Source organism: Neobacillus rhizosphaerae (genome assembly GCF_050477885.1).
Taxonomy (GTDB): Bacteria; Bacillota; Bacilli; order Bacillales; family Cytobacillaceae; genus Neobacillus; species Neobacillus rhizosphaerae_A.
Genome location: NZ_JBCNAC010000104.1, coordinates 25,242 through 41,590 on the forward strand (window position 1 = coordinate 25,242; position 16,349 = coordinate 41,590).

Here is a 16,349-nt window from a genome sequence, read left to right on the forward strand (position 1 = left end):
TAGAAAGAAGGAAAAAGTCATGAAAAAATGGTTTTTAGCAATGATTTTAGTTTTACTCGTAGGTGCGTTAGCAGCATGCGGCAGCAGTTCAGAAAGCAAAGAGAAGGCTGAAGCAAAATCAAAGGGCATCAAATTGGGAGCAACTGCTGGCCCGTATAGCGATATGTTGAAGGAAGCGATTGTTCCTGGATTAGAAAAGAAGGGCTACAAAGTTGAGATTGTAGAATTTAGCGATTACATTCAACCAAACAAAGCGTTAGATAATGGGGATATCCAAGCAAACCTATTCCAGCATTCTATCTATCTAGAGAATTTTGCGAAGGAAAACAACATGAAGCTGTCTGCATTGATTTCAGTACCAACTGCACCAATGGGGCTTTACTCAAAAAAATACAAATCATTGGGTGAAGTAAAAGACGGAGCAACGGTTACTCTTCCGAATGACCCAACAAATGCGGCACGTGCATTGAATACTCTACGTGATGAAGGCTTAATTACAATCAACGAAAGTGCCGATCCATTAAAAGTTTCAGAGAAAGATATTGTTGAAAATAAGAAAAAACTAAAGTTCCAAGCGATTGAAGCTGGTCAACTACCTCGTTCTGTGGACAGTGTCGATTTAGCAGCAGTACCAGGAAACTTCGCATTAGCTGCAAAAATGAATCTGCTTGATGCATTAGCACTTGAAAACATGCTAGATTCCTATCGTAATATTGTTGCGGTAAAAACAGTAAACAAAGATTCCCAGCTTGCAAAAGATATTAAAGAAGTTGTGGAATCTGCAGACTTCGAAAAAGTTATGGATGAAAAATTCAAGGGCTTCGGGAAGCCTGAGTGGATGAAATAAATAAAAAGAAAGGACGCAAACCAATGTGGGAATGCGTCCTTTTTCTAACATAAGAATCTGTTTGTTATGATGTAATTATTAAAGCTTCTTTGGAAGAAGAAAAAATAATGAAACTTGCCATCATTCATACAACCCCTGTAACTATTGAGCCATTAAAGAAATTAGCTGAGAAATATTTAGCAAACTATGAAATAATCAATTTTCTCGATGATAGCATCCTACCCAGCTTACTCTCAACTGGGGGAAACATAGAAAAAATTGAGCACAAGTTAATTCAATACTCCATCTTTGCAAAGGAAGCAGAAGCAGACATTATCCTTTTCGCCTGTTCCTCTGTAGGAGAAGTGGCTGTAAAGGCAGAACAAAAAGTATCCATTCCTGTGGAAAGAATTGACGAAGCAATGGCAGAACAGGCGATTCATCAAGGAGATAAAATTGCTGTAATCGCCACTTTATCCACCACCTTGAATCCAACGGTAGCACTTCTTAAACAAAAAGCGGACATATACAATATGAGCCCACAAATTATTACCTTACTTGCTAATGAGGCTTATACAGCTTTGACAAACGGAGATAAAGAGATGCATGATACCATTTTGGCGAATGAAATTGATCGATTGGCAGCAGAAGTAGATATAGTGGTTCTTGCACAGGCTTCTATGGCTAGGGTATTGGTTCAATTACCAGAAAAGGTTAAGGACAAATGTCTTACATCACCAGAATTAGGTATGAAACGAGTACAAGAAGTGATGAAAGGGCTTTGGTAAAAATAAAATTATACGGGTTCGGTATCTGCTATTTTTCTAAACAGCAAGAATGATATATCCATATATTTACTTTTTTAAGGGTGGGAAAGTTATTTCCTAGCCTTTTTTTTATTAATAGAGCTTTTCCAAGAGGTTTAAATGAGCTAAAATACAAGCCTAATATAATTATGTGAAAAATATCACATAATTATTTAGAATTTTTCAAAAAATCCAATTGACATTGTAAGCGGTTTACAATATGATTTACATCAAGGAATCTAACATAGATTTATGATAGATTTATGTTGAATCTATGATGATGATAGTTAAGTGATCTACGAAAGGTTGGTGTGATAATGCAGTCCAATAGAGTTCTAGCTAAGTATCTAGTAGAAACGGCTTTTCCTCTTGATTACGCAGCTGAAGTGATGGCAGGGGAACAATCAACTGGAACCTTTGTATCAGTTCCAGGAGAAACTCCTGAATTGAAGGAAAAACACGGAGCTCATGTAGTTAAAATAATAGAATTAGAGACTGTCAAAACCCCATCCCTACCGGGAGCCCAGATTCCAAAGGGAGTCGATTCCTCCAACGTGGAGTACCGGAGAGCGATCATCGAGCTATCGTTCCCACTTGATAATTTTGGACCATCCTTACCGAACCTTCTATCGACGGTTGCCGGAAATTTATACGAGCTTGGAGCTTTTTCCGGATTAAGATTAATAGATATAGAGCTGCCAAATGCTTTTGCTGAAAAGTATCCTGGGCCTCAATTTGGAATAAAAGGAACGAGGGCATTAATCGGGGTGGATGAAAGACCTTTAATAGGAACAATCATTAAACCAAGCATCGGACTACATACAGAAGATTACCGTCCACTTGTCAGAGAACTTGCCGAGGCAGGCATTGATTTCATAAAAGATGATGAATTATGTGCAAACCCTACGTTTGCACCGCTTGAACAGCGGGTCAAGGTTATCATGGAGGAAATCGAACGAGTGGCAGATCGAACAGGAAAAAAACTGATGTACGCCTTTAATATTACAGGCGATATCGACGAACTCCGTAGAAATCATGATCTCGTCCTAAATGCAGGCGGAACGTGTGTGATGGTTTGTGTCAATAGTGTGGGGTTAAGTGGCACCGCTTACTTACGGCAATACTCGGAGCTGCCGATCCACGGACACCGTACACAATGGGGGGCAATGTCCCGTGACCCGCTATTAGGAATGAGTTTTACAGTCTTTCAAAAGCTTTGCCGACTTGCAGGGGTGGATCATCTGCATACGAATGGCTTAAACAATAAATTCTCTGAGGATAATGAAACGGTTGCACAAGCGATTCGGGATAGCTTAACCCCTTTCCTTGGTGGATACCCGATTATGCCTGTACTTTCTTCTGCACAGTGGGCAGCAAGCGCGATCCCAACTTATGAAGCGGTCCAAACCGTTGATGTTATCCATTTGGCAGGAGGAGGAATTCTTGCTCACCCAGATGGGATTGAAGCAGGGGTCCTTAGTATGAGGCAGGGATGGGAAGCAGCTGTTCAAGGAATCCCTTTGGAAACCTACGCGAAGCAAAACCCTGAGTTAGCAAAGGCAATAGATAAATTTTCGACAACATAAGCTTGGAGGTAAAACAACATGAAAGAAAGTGAACTGTTACTCGCTTTTTATGGAGATGATTTCACCGGATCGACGGATGCGATGGAAGCGCTGGCTATCAGTGGGTATCGGACGGTTCTTTTCCTCGAGCCGCCGAGTGAAGAATTACTTAAACGGTTTGAAGGAATAAGCTGTATCGGGGTGGCAGGAACAAGCAGAGCTAAAAATCCTGAGGACATGGAGGAAGAGCTTCGCCCAGTATTCAAGAGCTTTGCTGAAACAGAGGCAAAGGTGGTCCATTATAAGACTTGTTCGACGTTTGATTCTGCTCCTGATGTGGGAAGTATCGGGAAAGCAATTGAAGTAGCGAGAGAGTACTTTGATGATAAAAAAGTAATTCCCCTTCTTGTTGGTGCACCACCTTTAGGACGATTTACCGTCTTTGGGCAGCACTTCGCCAGAATGCACGATACAGTGTATCGATTAGACCGCCATCCGGTTATGTCTAGGCACCCGATTACACCGATGGGTGAAGCGGACTTACGCCTGCATCTTGCAGAACAAACTTCTGAAAAAATCGAACTGATGAATATTTTGGAACTAGAAGGCAGCATAGAGGCTGTACGGGAAAGATACAATCAGAAATTGAATCAACCAGGCGTACTGCTCCATGATGTACTTGATGAAGATCGCCTCCGAATAAGTGGGCAGTTGATTTGGGAATCTGCCGAAGAAAATCGAACCTTTGCAGTAGGCTCCTCTGGTTTAGGCTATGCCTTAACAGCCCATTGGAAAAATGCTGGAGTGGCACCTAGGATTCAAGAATCCGTGGAATCTGTTCCTGCTAGAAATCAAGTATTTGCAGTTTCGGGAAGCGCTTCGATGGTTACTCAGCAGCAAATTGAAGAGGCACTTACGGATGGATTCCATGGTATTAAAATTAAACCGGAGCAAATCGTCCAAACTGATTCTGTCCCGCGTGAACTACTTGATCAGGTTATTCAACTGATTAAGGAGGGGAAAAGCGTAATTCTTTATACGGCAATGGGGCCGGAGGATGAAGCGATTTCAGCTACACGTGAACTTTTCAATCAGCTGGGGATTCCGGAATTCCAATCCGGTGAGTTGATTGGACGTCAGCTTGGTAAATGGACTCGTGAAGTTATGGAGGCCACCGGAATTCGCCGTGTGATCGTCGCAGGCGGGGATACATCTGGATTTGCAACTCGGGAAATGGGTGTCTATGGATTAGAGATGCTGCTGCCAATTTCTCCAGGAGCACCGCTTTGTAAGGCTTATTCCGATGAAAGCTTGATGAACGGGATTGAAATTGCACTTAAAGGCGGCCAGTTGGGGGGCAGCAATTATTTTTCAAATGTCCGTAATGCAACAAATGAATCAAAACAGGTTAGTGTTTAAATTAACTAATCACAATGGAAAGTAGATGGAATGTATGGCAAAAGTGGGAACAGCCCCTCTATTAAAAGATGTGGCTTACCAGAAGATTAAGGAAAATATACTCGATGAGAAATTTCCACAAGGAAGTTTTCTATCAGAGCGCGAATTAATTGAAATTCTTCAAATGAGCAAAACGCCGATTAAAAATGCGTTAGTTCGCTTAGAAACAGAAGGTTTTGTTACAATCTCTTCCAAGCAAGGGATTATCATTAATGAACTATCTTTAAACCGGATTATTGATATTTATAATCTTCGAGTTGCACTTGAAACCTATGTTTGCTCGCAAATCGCAGGTAAATTAACGGAAGAACAGTGCAAGAGGATAGAAGAGAATCTTGATACCACCGAAGAAATGGCGATGCAATTAGATATAAAGGGATTCACACGTGCTGATCATGACTTTCACCTTCTGCTCTGTGAATGCTTGGGTAACCAAGAAATTCATCGTATCCTGCTAAATTATCAAGATCACTTGCAACGAATCACCTTGCTTCATTTAAGGAAAGACCCGCAACGTATGCAAGAGTTCTCGCAAGATCACTTTAAAATCTATCAATCTTTGAAAACAGGTGACCAAAAAGCGGGCGATCTGATTGAGGAGCATCTTCAGCATTCGAAGCAAAAACTATTGTTATAACGTTGGTGCCTGTCACCACCTGATTATGAATCAAGATGAAGCACAAAGGGGAGAGGTACATTGAAAGCGGTATATGTAGAAAATGCTTATGAGGTAATTGTTAAGGAAGTGGAATTACCTCAATTAGCGGATAAGGATGTATTAATTAAAGTAAAAGTGGCAGGGATTTGCGGTTCTGATATTCATACTTACAAAGGACTTCACTTATTCCGTAAGCCGCCGGTTATCATCGGTCATGAGCTGGCTGGTGAAGTAGTAGAGGTCGGAGATGGTGTTACAAAGTTCCAGGTCGGTGACCGGGTAACCGTTGAACCACAGGTTGGCTGTGGCAATTGTGAAGCTTGTTTAACAGGTAATGTTAACTATTGCGCACATCGAGGAGCTCCTGGCCTTAATGGCTGGTATGGAACAATGGCAGAGTACTTTGCCACACCAGAACATACCGTGTTCAAATTACCAGATACCATGACTTATGATCAAGGTGTTCTCGTTGAACCGTTTGCTGTAGGGGTACATGCGGTTCGAAAAGCAGACATCCAGCTGGGTGATAAAGTGGCGATCCTCGGTGCAGGACCAATCGGACTACTGGCACTTGCCGCGGCAAAGGCAGCAGGAGCAACGACTGTTCTTGTTACGGATATTATGGATTATGCCTTAGAGGGTGCTGTTAAAATGGGGGCAACCCATACGTTGAACACCATAAACAAACAGGATTGGATTGCTGAAGCCAAGGAAGCTGTTGGCGGTGAGTTTGATAAAGTCCTTATCGCAGCAGGAGTGCCAGGGATCATTGACAATGCTATCTCATTACTACGTAAAGGCGGTCGTTGTGTGACGATTGCTATGTTCCACGGAACGCAAACGTTTGATATTGTCAATTTACAGCAGAGTGAGAAAGAAATTGTTGGCTGTATGACTTACACAAGAGAAGATACGATTGCGGCTATCGAGCTAATCAATGCGGGCCATGTAGCGGAAGACGTGATTATTACTCACAAGCTTTCATACGAAGAGGCAGCGAGAGGTTTCCGTCTTGTTGATAAAAAAGAAGAATCATCATTAAAGGTGTTAGTTAAATTTTAACCATAAATGAAAACGCTTATTTAAAGAATTCGTACCAAAGGGAATGGAAGAAATTTTTTACGAACAAACAATTTAAGGGGGAAATAAAATGTTGTTGAAAAAAATTGGTATTGCGGCAGCGGCGTTATCTCTTAGTTTAAGCCTTGTAGGGTGCGGGGCGAAAGAAAAAGCGAGTGGTTCAGATTCTGGAAAAGCGGAAAAAGCAGTTACATTAAAGCTTGGTCATATTGCAGGGGAAGATGATCCTTGGAACCTTGGTGCGAAGAAATTTGCTGAACTAGTAAATGAAAAGACAGACGGGTCTGTAAAAATCGATGTTTATGCAAGCTCAACGTTAGGAAATGACCGTGATTTAATAGAAGGAATGCAACTTGGTTCAGTTGATTTTGCCTTAGTTGCCGGCGTACTTTCCAACTTTTATGAGCCATATTCCATTTTAGAATTACCGTACTTATTCCGTGACCGTGAGCATATGGAAAAAGTTTTATATGGTGAAGTAGGCGAGCAATTAAAATCAGATTTATTAACAAATGCACAGATTCGAGGTCTTCAATTCTGGGAGCGTACGCCACGTCAATTAACAGCAAATAAAAAAGTGACTAAGCCATCAGATCTTGATGGGATCAAAATTCGTGTTCCTGAAATCCCTGCTTCCATTGCAGCATGGAAGGCAATGGGTGCAACACCAACTCCGATGGCGTTTAGTGAAGTTTATTCTTCCCTTCAAACAGGAGTTATCGATGCTCAGGAAAATCCACTTGCATTAATTGAAAGCTCAAAATTACAAGAGGTTCAAAAATACTTGATCAATACAAACCATGTTTATGGTTACGTTATGTTAACAATGAGTGATGCAACTTACAGCAAGCTTTCAAAGAAACAACAAAAAGCAGTTGAAGAAGCAGCTAAAGAAGCAACTGAATACGAGAACAAGATCGTTTATGAACAAGAAAAAGAATTGCTAAAGAAGGTTAAGGATGCTGGAATGGAAGTTGTTGATGTAGATACAAAGCCATTCATGGAAAAGGCAAAGGCTGTTCAAAAGGAATTTGCAAATAAATCAGAAGCTGATAAGAAGCTTTATGAAAGTATTGTGAACACAAAATAATTGTTAGACTGATGGGTACCAAGACCCAGGCCAACCATGGTCTTGGTACCCTTCTAAATTATAATCTTTAATACAAAGGGGAGTTACTATGCAACAAGTTGTGAAAATGGTTGACACCTTGAATAAAGCTGTAGGATTTATCCTTGCTTTGATGCTTGGCGTTATGTCCATATTAATTATTGCACAAGTAATTAGCCGCTTCTTTATACATTTTCCATTGACGTGGTCTGAGGAATTATCTAGATATTTAATGGTGTACATTGTTTTTGCAGGTGCAAGTCTAGCGATGAGACATAATCAGTTGATTTCTATAGAGTTACTTCCTGAGTCACTCGGTTTTAAGAAGCGTAAAATTCTAATCATATTTGTAATGATTCTATCTATCGTATTTTTTGGAATTCTATTTTTCCAAGGTCTAACTATGTTAGAACATGTTAGTTTGCAAACATCTGCAAGTTTAGGGATTTCTATGGCAGTGCCGTATGCGGCTATTCCAATTGGAGCAGTTTTGTTAGCGCTTAATTCCCTTGCTTTAATTCTAGAACTATCCTCAAAAAAGGAGGATGACAAGTAATGGCAATTATTTTAATGGTTTGTATGCTCGTATTTTTTGCTTTAAGTGTTCCGATTGCCGTGTCAATCGGTCTTGCTTCTGCCATAGCTCTATGGTGGGATGGGAGTACGCCTCTAATCGTACTGGTTCAACGTTCTTTTACATCTATTGACTCCTTCCCGCTTATGGCCATTCCGTTCTTTATTCTTGCGGGAACCTTAATGGAATATGGAGGAATCTCCAAACGATTAATCAACCTTGCCAATGCCTTTACTGGTCACCTGCCAGGAGGACTTGCCATAGTAACAATCGTAACAGCCATGTTTTTCTCAGCAATTTCCGGTTCTAGTGCCGCTACAACAGCTGCATTAGGAAGTATGCTTATTCCAGGGATGATTAAACGAGGATATGATGCAAAATTTGCTGGAGCGACACAAGCTGTTGCTGGTGAATTAGGAATTATTATTCCACCGAGTATCCCGATGATTTTATATGGGGTAACGGCTTCAGTATCAATTGGGGACTTGTTTATGGCTGGTTTTGTACCTGGTATCCTTATTGGCTTTGCTCTTATTATGACTGTTTTAGTGATTGCAAAGAAAAAAGGGTATAAGCGTGAACCAAAAAGATCCGTTAAAGAAAGACTTATTGCCATTAAAGAATCCTTCCTTGCGTTATTAATGCCTGTTATTATTCTTGGAGGTATCTACGGCGGTATCTTTACTCCGACAGAAGCAGCAGGAGTTGCAGTGGGTTATGCATTTATTGTTGGTGTTTTTGTTTATAAAGAAATTAAACTGAACAACCTTGTCAAAATTTTCACCCAATCAACTGTAACAACTGCGACAATTATGTTTATCATTGCGAGTGCTGGTTTGTTTGGATGGATCATTACTCGTGCAAATGTACCACAAGCAGTTGCAGAGTTCTTTATTAATATTTCCGATAACCCAGTCATTTTCCTTCTATTAGTTAATTTGTTCCTTCTTATCGTTGGTATGTTTATGGAAACAAACGCATCGATTATCATCTTGGCACCGCTATTATTACCGGTTGCAACACAACTTGGAATCGATCCAGTTCATTTTGGTATTATCATGATTGTAAACTTAGCATTAGGTATGTGTACACCACCGCTTGGTGTAAATCTGTTCATCTCGTCGCAGATAGCCAAAATCAGGCTGGATCAGATATCAAAGGGAATGTTACCGTATTATGCGGTTCTCCTAGTAACTTTAATGTTACTTACCTTCATTCCGCAGTTATCAATCGGACTTGGAAGTTTGTTTAAATAAGAGAAATAACTTTGGAGTTCCACATTTATTAAGGTGTGGAACTTTCCTTAGTAGTTTAATAGATTTCTAAAGGAGTGTGAAGTCACTATGCAAAAAGCAGAATTAATTAGACAAGAACTAGTGAAGACTGGAAAATATATGATGGAATACGGATTAGCCTGGGGAACAGCAGGTAATATCAGTGCCCGGACTAGTGCAGATGAATATATTATTACGGCCAGTGGGACCTATCTTGGAGAGTTGGATAATACGGATTTAGTGTTATGCTCTCTTTCTGGTGAAGCCGTAGCTTGGGATGTACAAAAACAATCAGACACCAGCAAAAAGCCTTCTAAGGAAACGCCTATGCATCGCGCGATTTATGAAAATCGCCCTGATATTGGAGCTGTACTTCATGCTTCTCCTTTTTATACCACGTTGGTGGCTTGCTCTTCGATTGAGATTCCATCGAATTGGTTTGTTGAAACCATGTATTACTTAGAACGTGTTGAACGAGTAGGGTATTATCATCCGGGTACCCTGGAATTAGGAAATGCTGTTGCAGAAAAGGCGAAGTCTGCAAATATTCTATTACTCGAAAATCATGGTGTTTTGGTTTATGATGTTAATATTAAAGAAGCACGAATGGCGTTGCAAACGTTGGAAATGGCCTGCAAAATGCTAATTACTTCAAGGTCAGCGAATGTGGAAATGAACGGACTCTCCAATAAAGTAGAAAGAGATTTTCTTGAGAATGCGGGATACAAGCCTCGAAGAGATTGGTAGGACCTATTTTAAAAGGATGGGAAAAAATTATTCCCATCCTCTTTTGTATGTCTTTTAGTATAAGAACCTAACCTACTTCTTCTTAAGTCCAGGCGGCATGGTTTTTACATGAATTTGAAGCTCAGTCTGTAAGCCATGGTAATAGACCTTGATCGTTGTTTTGCCTTTTTTTCCGGCTTGGACGACACCGTTTTGGTCCACCTTTGCAATCTCTTGATCCTCACTAGTAAACTCAAGATCATCCGTCAATGTTTTGACTGACCCATCATAATAAGTACCCTTCACCACAAGCGAAGCTGTTTCTCCTTCTCGTATGGAATCCGGGCCTTTTACTTTAATGGATACGGGGTTAGCTGCTAACGCTCCGACTTGGGCTCCCGCTTTACTTAGTTCGCTTTCAGGAGCTATACGAAGGAAGTTGCCATAATTAATGGCACCATTCTGATATCTAGTAAACTTTTCAGGAACATCGAGACTGACGAAGTCCTTCTCGGTAACAGCCATACCGGTACTATTTACTGTCTTTGTTCCGTCAAAAAGGAAATTGGTCTCATCCACATTTCCGCTGATTGAATCCCTGATGGTACCGCCGTTCGTTCTAAACGAGAGATTATTTTTAAAGATTCCCTGCTCCGCGGCAGTAAAATAAGGATTGATTCGGAACACATAGTTAAAGCGCTTGTTGTTGAAAGAGGTATTGTTCTCAACAACGATTTTTCCAGGATTAAAATTATCGGTAAAGCCGTCCATATTGTTATCAAACGCAATGTTGTTACGGACAATGTGAGCAACCGGCAGGCCTTCGCCACCTAGCTTAAAGCCATTCCCCTGATTGCCCTCCTCGTTATAGCCATTACTTAGCTTCCCGTTGGAATAAGCAATATTTCCGTCCAAGGTAATCGGCATATTTGCCCCTTCATTCGTTCGGTTATATAAATCCCAGCCATCATCCACATTGTGATGGGCAATATTGCCTTTAAACACATTGCCAACACCCACGCCTAGCTTGGCGGCAAATCCATCCGCATTTTCATCACTCAAATCGCGGTTGTCATGAGATTCACAATTTAAAATCAAATTGTACTTCGGCCATTTTTCCGGATCTGAACCGCTGCCGCTAATTTGCAAGCCGGTATCTCCGTTAAAATTAAATAGCATTTGTTCAACTACGTTGTGATCTCCACTTACTCTCATACCACTGGAAACGGCCTTTGTGATATGAATTCCAGCCAAATGCCAATAATCCGCACTTAACTTCAGGACATTTCCAAGATGGTTTTGACCATCAATCGTTACCTTTTCACCGTTATAGGCTGCCAAGGTTTTTACTTTATCTTTTGCTCCACTATATTCCTTCTTAATATCGATGATGGAGGAAGGAGTATAGGTGCCTTCACGCATAAAAATGGTTTCCCCAGGAAGGACGTATTTGATTGCCGTTTCTAAGTTCATCGGATCATCGATGGTTCCTCGGGCTGAACTTGTCCCATTTGGAGACACGTAGAGTCCGGCACCTGAATTGTAAACCTTCTTTGTTACCTTTAGGTTTTTTGTAATCGGAGTGGAATCGGGTGCGCCGGTTGGTGAATAGGTCACGTTGAAATCCGTTGTATCGTTTTCTAAATTGGTACCAAAGGAGTTGACCTCATCCTTCTTAACTGCTGCGTTGCTAATAACTTCTGCCCCATCCTTCGTTACCGTAATTGTTCCATCATAGTTAGCAAGTGTTTTTAGCTCATAGTCAGACGAACCAATTTCTGGTGCAGAAACGATTTCCATAGCTGCCTTCGGTTGAACTACGGGCGCCGGTGGTGTAGGTATGGTATGAGCCTCACTTAGTGTTAAGCTCGCATTTCGTACCGTCATTTTTGCATTTCTTGCTGCATAGAAACCTACATACATGTGATCAGGATCGATGACCTGTACCATGTCGGCCCCAGTGATTCTTTTTTCAAAAGTCTTCTGCTGGGATAAATGGGTAAAGGTCGTTGACATAATAAACTCGCTGTCTGTTCTCTCTAATTTCACTCGTACGGGTGTTCCAGTTGGAAGCTTATAGGTTGAATCTGTTGTAAAAGGAGAGGCCTTTAACTCACTTCCTAAATTCCCCCAAGGATATTTAACCCCTGTACGATAGATGGGACTGACTCCGCCACGCATCATACCAACACCAAAAATGTTGGATGCTGCAGGAACTTCCTCATACCCTAAAATCATTGGATCCTGACGTGCGGCACCGTTAACATCTCTGACCATGATACCGGCACTTTCCTGCCCGTTTGGTCCAGCCGTTGTTTCCGGACCAAATTGGTCGATGGTAATGTCCGCCTCAAGAACGAAGTTGTTAACCTTTGGATCAACCTTTGTGTAGTAAAAAGTCAGTCCGTCATGGCCTGGTGCTAATTTTCCGCCTCTACTCTCTAAGACGATTTCACCATCAATGGTCCCAGGGTTTTCAGGATGGGCATAGTTTGTCCCTACCTTTTCCGGCAGGACGTTCGGTGCGAAGCTTAAATCGGTTGACTGACCAAAGGTAATGCTCTCCCATTTTAGCTGGGAGGCATCTGCCTCCTGCGGGTCTCCTGCAGCTGCGTTTGCAGGTGTGACCAGCATTGGTGCTGCACTTAGCACTAACACCATAGAAAGAAAGATACTCCAAAATTTAGTAAGCGTTTTCAAATCTCCATCTCCTCTCGGTAAAATATGTAACACTAGAGAGTATAGTAGATTTTATATTTATTAAAAATTTAAAATTTTTAGATTTTTGTTAAATATTTTTGGAACTTTTTAAAATGGGGACAAAAATGGGGACAGTCCCCCGGCGGGGTAAAGCGGTACAGTCTAAAAGTTCAAAGATAGGAATAGGTTCTTGTTGAATAAAGTTGTCGTTGTTTTCATACAGTTATGTAAACAGTCATTTTTCTGTGGAAAAGTGGTGTAGCTTCGCTTGGTTCCAAGGTTAAAAGGAGGGAGCAGCATGCAATATAAGAAATCTATTATAAGTGGAATTATTGCGATTGTTATTTTAGTAGTTGGCTTCTTTTCGACTACCACAGTTGCATCCGGTTATCGAGGAGTCCTTTTGCAATTAGGGGCTATTAAGCCAACAATTTTAACGGAAGGCTTTCATTTTAAGCTTCCGTTTATCCAAACCGTTCAACCGATTGAGGTACGGGTACAAAAAGAAGAAAGTTCCCAGACCGCTGCCTCCAAGGATCTGCAAATCGTTACTACAAATGTGGCCGTCAACTTTTCTGTTAATCCAGAAGCTGTGAATAAACTTTATCAAGATATCGGATTGGATTACCGTTCTAGAATTGTTGATCCCGCGATTGCCGAATCTTTAAAGGCCATTACTGCGCTATATACAGCAGAAGAATTGATTTCCAAACGTCCAGAGGTATCAGCAAAGGTGAAAGAAATGCTTGCAGCGAAATTAACTAAATATTATATGATTCTAGAAGATATTAATATCAAAGAGTTTGCGTTTAGTGAAGAATTCAATAAAGCGATTGAAGCCAAGCAAACGGCGGAACAAAACGCGTTAAGGGCACAAAGAGACTTAGAGAGAATCAAAATTGAAGCGGAGCAAAAAGTGGCTCAAGCAGGGGCAGAAGCAGAGGCCCTACGCTTGAAAAAGCAAGAAGTCACTCCGGAGTTAATCCAATTAAAACAAATCGAAGTTCAAGAGAAGGCATTGGAGAAATGGGATGGCCGCCTACCAAGTGTCACAGGTGGAGCCACACCGTTCATTGATGTAAATGGGCTCGAGAAACAAAAATAGAAAGAGATGGACAGTCCCCCGGCGCTTTAGCGCGCTGGGGGACTGTCCCCTAAAAGTTATTCTTCCAGTTGAAAAGAATGACTAAAATGAACCTTTCCGTTTTCATCACGGATTTCAACTTTAGCTTCTTGCTTAGAAGGATTTATTTGGAACACGCCAAAGTTGAAGAAATTCCCTTCTGCATATAATCTCTCAGGCCCGAAGGTGGGATCTAGTGTACCTGGATTAATTTTTACAGCTCCTATCGGTCCGCTAATTAGCTCATTATAATCCGTTTTCCCGTCCTGATTGGCATCGTATTTGATGACCTCGGCAAAATGCACATCTGTGGTGACGAAAAACACGTTTTTGATTTCTTTTTCGATAATAAAATCAGAAATTTGTTTGAACTCATTCTCATAGCCTGTCGGATCATTTGGGTTTACTTGATTGCCATTCGCCCATCCATCCCTGGCCATTGCTTTTCCGGTTGGTATGGAGATAGGTACGGATGTCGCTACAAGCTTCACTTTTGCATCCGACGCAAGAAGCTGTTGTTTTAACCATTCTAACTGCTCCTTACCAAGCATGGTTTTATCTGCTCCATCAGCCTGGGTGTTAGGAGAACGGTATCCCCGGTTATTAAGAATGATCATATCCATTGTATTACCCCATGAATACTTTTGGTAAAGCTTATCTTCTGTACTGCGTTCACTGGACATTGGCCAGTAGTCCTTAAACGCCCGTAAACCAGTGGGAGTAAGCGGCTGTGTTGGACCTGAAAAGTCATTGGTTACTTCATGATCATCCCAAATGGCAAATGTTCCTGTTTTTTGCAGAAGGCTGCGCAAGCCTGCATCCGTACGGTTTTCTTTGTATTTCGCCCAGAAATCCTCTACAGTTTCAGAAGGAGGGTTAGGCACAGCAGGTGTTTTATTATCCGCATAAATGGTGTCGCCGCTGAACAGGAAGAAGTCAGGATTTAAAGCGGACATCGCTTTAAAAGAATTAAATGGAGGAATCTCTCCCTGACCGCCAGTATCCCCGCCCCAAACCATAGTTAATGGCTTTAAGCTGTTCTCCTCCGGTGCTGTTTTGAATGAACCGTTAACGGTATACTTGCTGGAAATAGCATGCGCCCGGTAAAAATAAGTAGTATCAGGCTTTAATCCGGTAGCATTTACATTCACCGTAAAATCATGCTCAACATCAGCACGACTCGTTTTTACGATTGTATCGTGTTTAAAACTGCTATCAGTTGAAATTTCAAATTGAACTCTTGCCTTTTCATTGGTACGGGCCCATAAAATTGCTGACGAATCCGTTATATCCCCACTTGCAACTCCATGTGATATAAATGGATTATCCAGTAAATCAACAAGCAGGTCCGTATTGTTTGTGAATTCTCCGTCCACACCAAGGGAAAGCAAGGATACCATATCATCCTGAGAATTGACTGTCCATGGATGAACCAGAAGCTGATTCTGATGAGCGGCTTCCATAAATTTTGGAACAACCAGTTCCTTACTAGGACCTACACCGGCAGCATAGTCAGAGATTCGTTTAAATTCCTGATACACATCCTTACCGGAAAGCATTTTAGCTGTGTAAAGCTGAACCAGTTTTACTTCAGGGACGAGTTTTTTTAACTTACGGAGGCTTTCTTCACTAAATGATTCTAGAAAGAGTTTTTCGTCATCAAGGACATTAGTTTTTTTCAAAATCTCGATTAATTTCTCTTCCATTCCTGGATATACACTCGGTGCCTTCGTTTCCATGTAAAGACCTACTTTTCCATTTCCATGCTGTTTCACAAATTCGATGGCTTCTTCGAGCGTTGGTACATGTTGTCCGATGTATTCTGTTTTTGCCTTATCTGGGTAGGCTTTATTAAACCATGAGCCTGCATCCAAACGGCTGATTTCTTCGAGCGTAAAATCCTTTACCTGCCATGGAGCACGGTCTGGATAAAGTTCCTTTGCATTAGTGGTTCTGGCCAGCGTTTCATCATGCATGGCAATCAAATGACCATCTTTTGTCATTTGTAAATCGAATTCCACATAATCAGCCTTCATCGTCATGGCCTGCTTATAGGCTGCAAGTGTATGTTCCGGGCCATAGGCGGATGCGCCTCGATGGGCAATTACTGCTACATCAGAGGAGAGTGGACGTAAGGTGGTTTGTCCATTATCAGTTGCTGAGATTTCAATCGGGTGGGCTAAAACGGCTAAAGGTGCTCCTGAGGTTACCGAAAGAGATAGACAAGCAATGCCAGCAATTAAACTCTTTTTCATTTACAATCATCTCCTATAAGTTATGTATTACGAGTTTAAAAATATAGGAGAATTGTAAAGTGGCTATTAATAGAGTATGAATATTGCGTAAATATGGCAAAAATAGGATATTCTACTTATCAGGACGGATTAAAAATAGGCCTATTATTACATAACGAATTACCTATTCAGAAAAGAGGGGACAGTCCCCCAGCGC

13 protein-coding genes are annotated in these 16,349 nt (G+C 41.3%); 11 read left to right on the forward strand and 2 right to left on the reverse strand.

Annotated features, from left to right (window positions below; genetic code table 11):
* Positions 1 to 19 precede the first annotated feature (19 nt).
* The 10 genes from ABES03_RS13955 to ABES03_RS14000 all read left to right on the forward strand — a co-directional run bounded on the left by ABES03_RS13955 (position 20) and on the right by ABES03_RS14000 (position 10,096).
* A complete protein-coding gene (locus ABES03_RS13955) occupies positions 20 to 847 on the forward strand; it encodes a MetQ/NlpA family ABC transporter substrate-binding protein (protein ID WP_430117864.1) in 828 nt (275 codons plus the stop codon).
* A gap of 107 nt (positions 848 to 954) precedes the next feature.
* Positions 955 to 1,614 (forward strand): aspartate/glutamate racemase family protein, encoded by a 660-nt coding sequence (locus tag ABES03_RS13960; RefSeq protein WP_430117865.1) that lies wholly within the window; start codon positions 955 to 957, stop codon positions 1,612 to 1,614.
* Positions 1,615 to 1,949: 335 nt separating this feature from the next.
* The gene (locus ABES03_RS13965) at positions 1,950 to 3,218 is read left to right on the forward strand and encodes a ribulose-bisphosphate carboxylase large subunit family protein (protein WP_430117866.1); all 1,269 of its coding nucleotides are present in this window, start codon (positions 1,950 to 1,952) and stop codon (positions 3,216 to 3,218) included.
* Between the two features lie 18 nt (positions 3,219 to 3,236).
* Positions 3,237 to 4,616, forward strand: a complete 1,380-nt coding sequence (locus ABES03_RS13970; protein ID WP_430117867.1) for a four-carbon acid sugar kinase family protein — start codon at positions 3,237 to 3,239, stop codon at positions 4,614 to 4,616.
* Positions 4,617 to 4,650: 34 nt separating this feature from the next.
* Positions 4,651 to 5,292 (forward strand): GntR family transcriptional regulator, encoded by a 642-nt coding sequence (locus tag ABES03_RS13975; RefSeq protein ID WP_430117869.1) that lies wholly within the window; start codon positions 4,651 to 4,653, stop codon positions 5,290 to 5,292.
* A gap of 60 nt (positions 5,293 to 5,352) precedes the next feature.
* Positions 5,353 to 6,375 carry a zinc-dependent alcohol dehydrogenase gene (locus tag ABES03_RS13980; RefSeq protein WP_430117871.1) on the forward strand — a complete coding sequence of 341 codons (1,023 nt, stop codon included), beginning with the start codon at positions 5,353 to 5,355 and terminating at the stop codon, positions 6,373 to 6,375.
* A gap of 88 nt (positions 6,376 to 6,463) precedes the next feature.
* Positions 6,464 to 7,483 (forward strand): TRAP transporter substrate-binding protein, encoded by a 1,020-nt coding sequence (locus tag ABES03_RS13985; RefSeq protein WP_430117872.1) that lies wholly within the window; start codon positions 6,464 to 6,466, stop codon positions 7,481 to 7,483.
* A gap of 88 nt (positions 7,484 to 7,571) precedes the next feature.
* The gene (locus tag ABES03_RS13990) at positions 7,572 to 8,057 is read left to right on the forward strand and encodes a TRAP transporter small permease (protein ID WP_430117873.1); all 486 of its coding nucleotides are present in this window, start codon (positions 7,572 to 7,574) and stop codon (positions 8,055 to 8,057) included.
* Entirely contained in the window at positions 8,057 to 9,331 is a 1,275-nt protein-coding gene (locus ABES03_RS13995; RefSeq protein ID WP_430117874.1) for a TRAP transporter large permease, read from the forward strand. Before ABES03_RS13990 ends, ABES03_RS13995 begins: the two co-directional genes overlap by 1 nt.
* 87 nt (positions 9,332 to 9,418) lie before the next feature.
* A complete protein-coding gene (locus ABES03_RS14000; RefSeq protein WP_430117876.1) occupies positions 9,419 to 10,096 on the forward strand; it encodes a class II aldolase/adducin family protein in 678 nt (225 codons plus the stop codon).
* A 72-nt stretch (positions 10,097 to 10,168) separates the two neighbouring features.
* Here the strand turns inward: ABES03_RS14000 and ABES03_RS14005 are convergent, their stop codons facing one another.
* Positions 10,169 to 12,775, reverse strand: coding sequence for an Ig-like domain-containing protein (locus ABES03_RS14005; RefSeq protein WP_430117878.1), 2,607 nt, complete (start codon positions 12,773 to 12,775; stop codon positions 10,169 to 10,171).
* 298 nt (positions 12,776 to 13,073) lie between these two features.
* On the opposite strand from ABES03_RS14005, the gene ABES03_RS14010 reads away from it, so the two are divergent.
* Entirely contained in the window at positions 13,074 to 13,880 is an 807-nt protein-coding gene (locus ABES03_RS14010) for a prohibitin family protein (RefSeq protein WP_430117879.1), read from the forward strand.
* Positions 13,881 to 13,936: 56 nt separating this feature from the next.
* Here the strand turns inward: ABES03_RS14010 and ABES03_RS14015 are convergent, their stop codons facing one another.
* Entirely contained in the window at positions 13,937 to 16,153 is a 2,217-nt protein-coding gene (locus ABES03_RS14015; protein ID WP_430117880.1) for a glycerophosphodiester phosphodiesterase family protein, read from the reverse strand.
* Between the last annotated feature and the right edge of the window lie 196 nt (positions 16,154 to 16,349).

What these genes read in the sequence shown, in the direction of transcription:
- ABES03_RS13985 (WP_430117872.1), top strand. Translation starts at nt 6,464, where the DNA reads ATGTTGTTGAAAAAAATTGGTATTGCGGCAGCGGCGTTATCTCTTAGT.
- ABES03_RS14000 (WP_430117876.1), top strand. Translation starts at nt 9,419, where the DNA reads ATGCAAAAAGCAGAATTAATTAGACAAGAACTAGTGAAGACTGGAAAA.
- ABES03_RS13970 (WP_430117867.1), top strand. Translation starts at nt 3,237, where the DNA reads ATGAAAGAAAGTGAACTGTTACTCGCTTTTTATGGAGATGATTTCACC.
- ABES03_RS14015 (WP_430117880.1), bottom strand. Translation starts at nt 16,153, where the DNA reads ATGAAAAAGAGTTTAATTGCTGGCATTGCTTGTCTATCTCTTTCGGTA.
- ABES03_RS14010 (WP_430117879.1), top strand. Translation starts at nt 13,074, where the DNA reads ATGCAATATAAGAAATCTATTATAAGTGGAATTATTGCGATTGTTATT.
- ABES03_RS13960 (WP_430117865.1), top strand. Translation starts at nt 955, where the DNA reads ATGAAACTTGCCATCATTCATACAACCCCTGTAACTATTGAGCCATTA.
- ABES03_RS13990 (WP_430117873.1), top strand. Translation starts at nt 7,572, where the DNA reads ATGCAACAAGTTGTGAAAATGGTTGACACCTTGAATAAAGCTGTAGGA.
- ABES03_RS13955 (WP_430117864.1), top strand. Translation starts at nt 20, where the DNA reads ATGAAAAAATGGTTTTTAGCAATGATTTTAGTTTTACTCGTAGGTGCG.
- ABES03_RS13975 (WP_430117869.1), top strand. Translation starts at nt 4,651, where the DNA reads ATGGCAAAAGTGGGAACAGCCCCTCTATTAAAAGATGTGGCTTACCAG.
- ABES03_RS13965 (WP_430117866.1), top strand. Translation starts at nt 1,950, where the DNA reads ATGCAGTCCAATAGAGTTCTAGCTAAGTATCTAGTAGAAACGGCTTTT.
- ABES03_RS13995 (WP_430117874.1), top strand. Translation starts at nt 8,057, where the DNA reads ATGGCAATTATTTTAATGGTTTGTATGCTCGTATTTTTTGCTTTAAGT.